3 protein-coding genes are annotated in these 3,238 nt (G+C 45.5%); all 3 read left to right on the top strand.

The annotated features are described in order from the left end of the window. Nucleotides 1–394, top strand: a 394-nt coding sequence (locus AC1WIP_RS13530) for a glycosyltransferase family 2 protein (RefSeq protein WP_481142322.1), incomplete at its 5' end; no start/stop codon positions are given. A 73-nt stretch (nt 395–467) separates the two neighbouring features. Next, nucleotides 468–1,874, top strand: a complete 1,407-nt coding sequence (locus AC1WIP_RS13525; RefSeq protein WP_481142321.1) for an undecaprenyl-phosphate glucose phosphotransferase — start codon at nt 468–470, stop codon at nt 1,872–1,874. Nucleotides 1,875–1,901: 27 nt separating this feature from the next. Next, the gene (locus AC1WIP_RS13520; protein ID WP_481142320.1) at nt 1,902–3,020 is read left to right on the top strand and encodes an LCP family protein; all 1,119 of its coding nucleotides are present in this window, start codon (nt 1,902–1,904) and stop codon (nt 3,018–3,020) included. The last annotated feature ends 218 nt before the right edge of the window (nt 3,021–3,238 follow it).

Genomic DNA, 3,238 nt, shown 5'->3' with positions numbered 1-3,238 from the left:
CCGGGCCCGGATTTTTGGCTACAGAAGCTATTATGAGCCAAAGGCAAAGGTGCTTCATTATGGCAGCGCATCTACGGGTTCCCGGTATAACGCGAAAAAGACAGCCTTTTCTTCCGCTAACAGCGTATATTTGATCGCCAAGAATATGCCCTTGCTGCAGCAGATGGTGAATCTGCCATTTTTTTTGCTGGGATTTTTGGTAAAAACACTCTTTTTTTGTAAAAAAAGAATGGGCATACTATATGTGAAGGGGCTGTGCCGGGGTATAAAGCTTTCTTTTTCGGAGGAAGGCAGAGCAAAAAAAATACCCTTCCGCAAGGAAAACCTGAGCAGCTATTTTGCCATACAATGGCAATTATATGCCAATCTCATTCGAATTATTATGAAAACTTAAGAATTGGCTTCATAAATTCTTAAGTTGAGATTTTTGTAAGTTTCATGTAAAATGAGTTTCAGGTGCATAAACTATGATAAAAGATAACCAAAAGGTATTTAATCGTCTGCTGACCATAATGGATGCGGCTCTCACGGCGGTTTCGCTGATACTCGCCTACATCATTAAATTTTATATTTTAAACGATGGTCCCGGTGTGGGAGTGCTTCCCATCGGCGATTATATTATGCTTTTGGTTTTTATCGTGCCGGGATATATTTTTCTTTATTATCGGTGCGGCGTCTATGCGCCAAAGAGAACTGTCAGAAGACGCTACGAGATCTACGGGATTGTAAAGGCAAATACCATCGGGTTAGCCGCTCTGATTATCATACTCTATATGATTATCCGGGAAATCAACTTTTCTCGTTCCGTAATGGCTTTTTTTTATGTACTGAATGTTTTTCTGACGGCCTTGGCCCGGGTTGTGCTGCGAAAATCCCTTCAAACCATACGCAGCAAGGGCTACAATCTGAAGCATATTCTGTTAGTGGGGTATTCCCGGGCAGCGGAGGAATATATTGACAGAATTTTGGACAATCCCCAGTGGGGGTATGTTGTCTGCGGCATTCTGGATAACCATATTCCAAGCGGCACCCTCTATAAGGGGGTCAAGGTTTTGGGAAGCACGGGAAACCTGGAGATTATTCTGCCGGAGAATAAGCTGGATGAAATTGCTATTACCCTGTCCTTAAAGGATTATGATCTGTTAGAGAGCATTGTGGGCATCTGTGAAAAATCAGGAGTGCACACAAAATTTATTCCTGACTACAATAAATTGATACCCACCAGACCCTACACTGAGGATTTGATGGGGCTTCCTGTGATCAATATCCGGTATGTGCCGTTAACCAATACGGGAAATATTGTCACAAAGCGGATTATGGATATTGTGGGCTCCCTTGTGGGGATCATTTTAACATCCCCTATCATGCTGGCGGCAGCTGTCTTAGTGAAGCTCAGCAGTCCGGGACCGGTTATCTTTAAGCAGGAGAGGGTGGGACTTCACAACAAATCCTTCTATATGTATAAATTTCGAAGCATGGAGCAGCAGCCTCCCGGGGAGGAGAAAAAGGCATGGACCGTAAAGAACGATCCAAGGGTGACAGGAATCGGCAGATTCTTAAGACGCACCAGCTTAGATGAGCTGCCCCAGCTGTTCAACATTTTAAAGGGTGATATGAGTCTTGTGGGACCAAGACCGGAGAGGCCTCTGTTTGTGGAAAAATTCAGAGAGGAAATTCCCCGCTATATGGTAAAGCATCAGGTGAGGCCTGGGCTGACGGGCTGGGCGCAGGTAAACGGACTGCGCGGAGACACCTCCATACGCAAGAGGATTGAGTATGATATTTACTATATAGAAAACTGGACCATAGGATTTGATATAAAAATTATTTTTATGACCTTTTTTACGGGTTTTATCAACAAAAACGCATATTAGACCATGCGAAGTAAGGAGAAAAGCATTATGGCAGCAAATTCCAATCAAAAGAGAACCTCAGGAGCCGGAACCAGAAGAAAGATGACGGCGAAGGAGTATCGGGCCAGAAAAAGAAAGAAATACATTATCTTTGCAGTGGAGCTTATTGTAATTCTGGCTATGGTGGCCATCCTTTATGTGGTGATGACCCAGGCCAGCGAGGGACCCAAGGTGACGGTGCTTGAGCCGGAGCAGCTGGAGATTCCCGAGGAGGTCGAGACAAACGAAACTATGAAGGGCTATATGAACATCGCCCTTTTTGGTGTGGACGCCCAGACTGACAGCGAGCTGTATAAGGGCAGCAACAGCGACAGTATCATGATAGCCAGCATCAATATGGATACGGGAGACATCAAGCTGGTCAGCGTTTACCGGGATACCTTCCTGAATGTGGGAACGGATTACTACCGCAAGTGTAATTATGCTTATGCCGCAGGCGGCGCTGAGCAGGCGGTAAAAATGCTGAACATGAATCTGGACCTGGATATCACCAATTTTGTTACGGTTGGTTACAAGGGCCTGCGGGAGGTGATTGACGGATTGGGAGGCGTATATATTGAGGTGGATTCCGAGGAGCTGAAGCATATTAACAACTATCAGATCGGAATTTCAGAGATTCTCCAGTGTGACTACACGCCTGTGACGGAAACGGGCTATCAGCTTTTAGACGGCCTGCAGGCTACCGCCTACTGCCGAATCCGCTACACTGCAGGAAATGACTTTAAGCGTGCGGCCCGCCAGCGTGAGGTGATTATGGCCATTGAGGAGCAGGCAAAAAAGACAGACCTTGCCACCCTTACGAAGGTGTTTAACGACGCCATTGACGATATTTACACCAGCCTGGATTCCAAGGATATTCTGGACCTTTTAGGAAATATTGCAAATTACCGTATTGTGGATCAGGGAGGCTTCCCTGAGGAGAGCATGCGTACCACCGCAAACATCGGAGCCAAGGGAAGCAGTGTCATCCCTATGGATTTGGAGTCCAATGTGGTCTGGCTGCATCAGTTTTTATTTGAAGATGAGTCTTATACCGTGACAGACAGTGTGCGGGAGTACAGCAGAAAGATAGAGGAGGAGACCTCCCCCTATATCAATAAGCAGTAAAGACAGATAACAAACCGTATTGGGCAATGAAGCCGGGAAGGCGGTCTTTTGGTCCAATGCGGTTTTTCTTGTATTTATTTTTGGATTCCAGTATAATGGCAGAGAGATTACACTCTTACAGAAAATATAGGCGTTTGCGAAACTCACTGACAAAGTCACGAATCTGGTCATAATAACCAAAAACGGGTTCCGAAGCAGTGGCTGGTCACCCTTATTTT

The organism is Acetatifactor sp., from assembly GCF_982438285.1.
The sequence above is the reverse complement of the archived record's forward strand: the minus strand, read 5'-3'. Positions and strand labels throughout refer to the sequence as shown.

Excerpts from the sequence above, each read along its gene's own strand:
- AC1WIP_RS13525 (WP_481142321.1), top strand. The coding sequence starts at position 468 with ATGATAAAAGATAACCAAAAGGTATTTAATCGTCTGCTGACCATAATG.
- AC1WIP_RS13520 (WP_481142320.1), top strand. The coding sequence starts at position 1,902 with ATGGCAGCAAATTCCAATCAAAAGAGAACCTCAGGAGCCGGAACCAGA.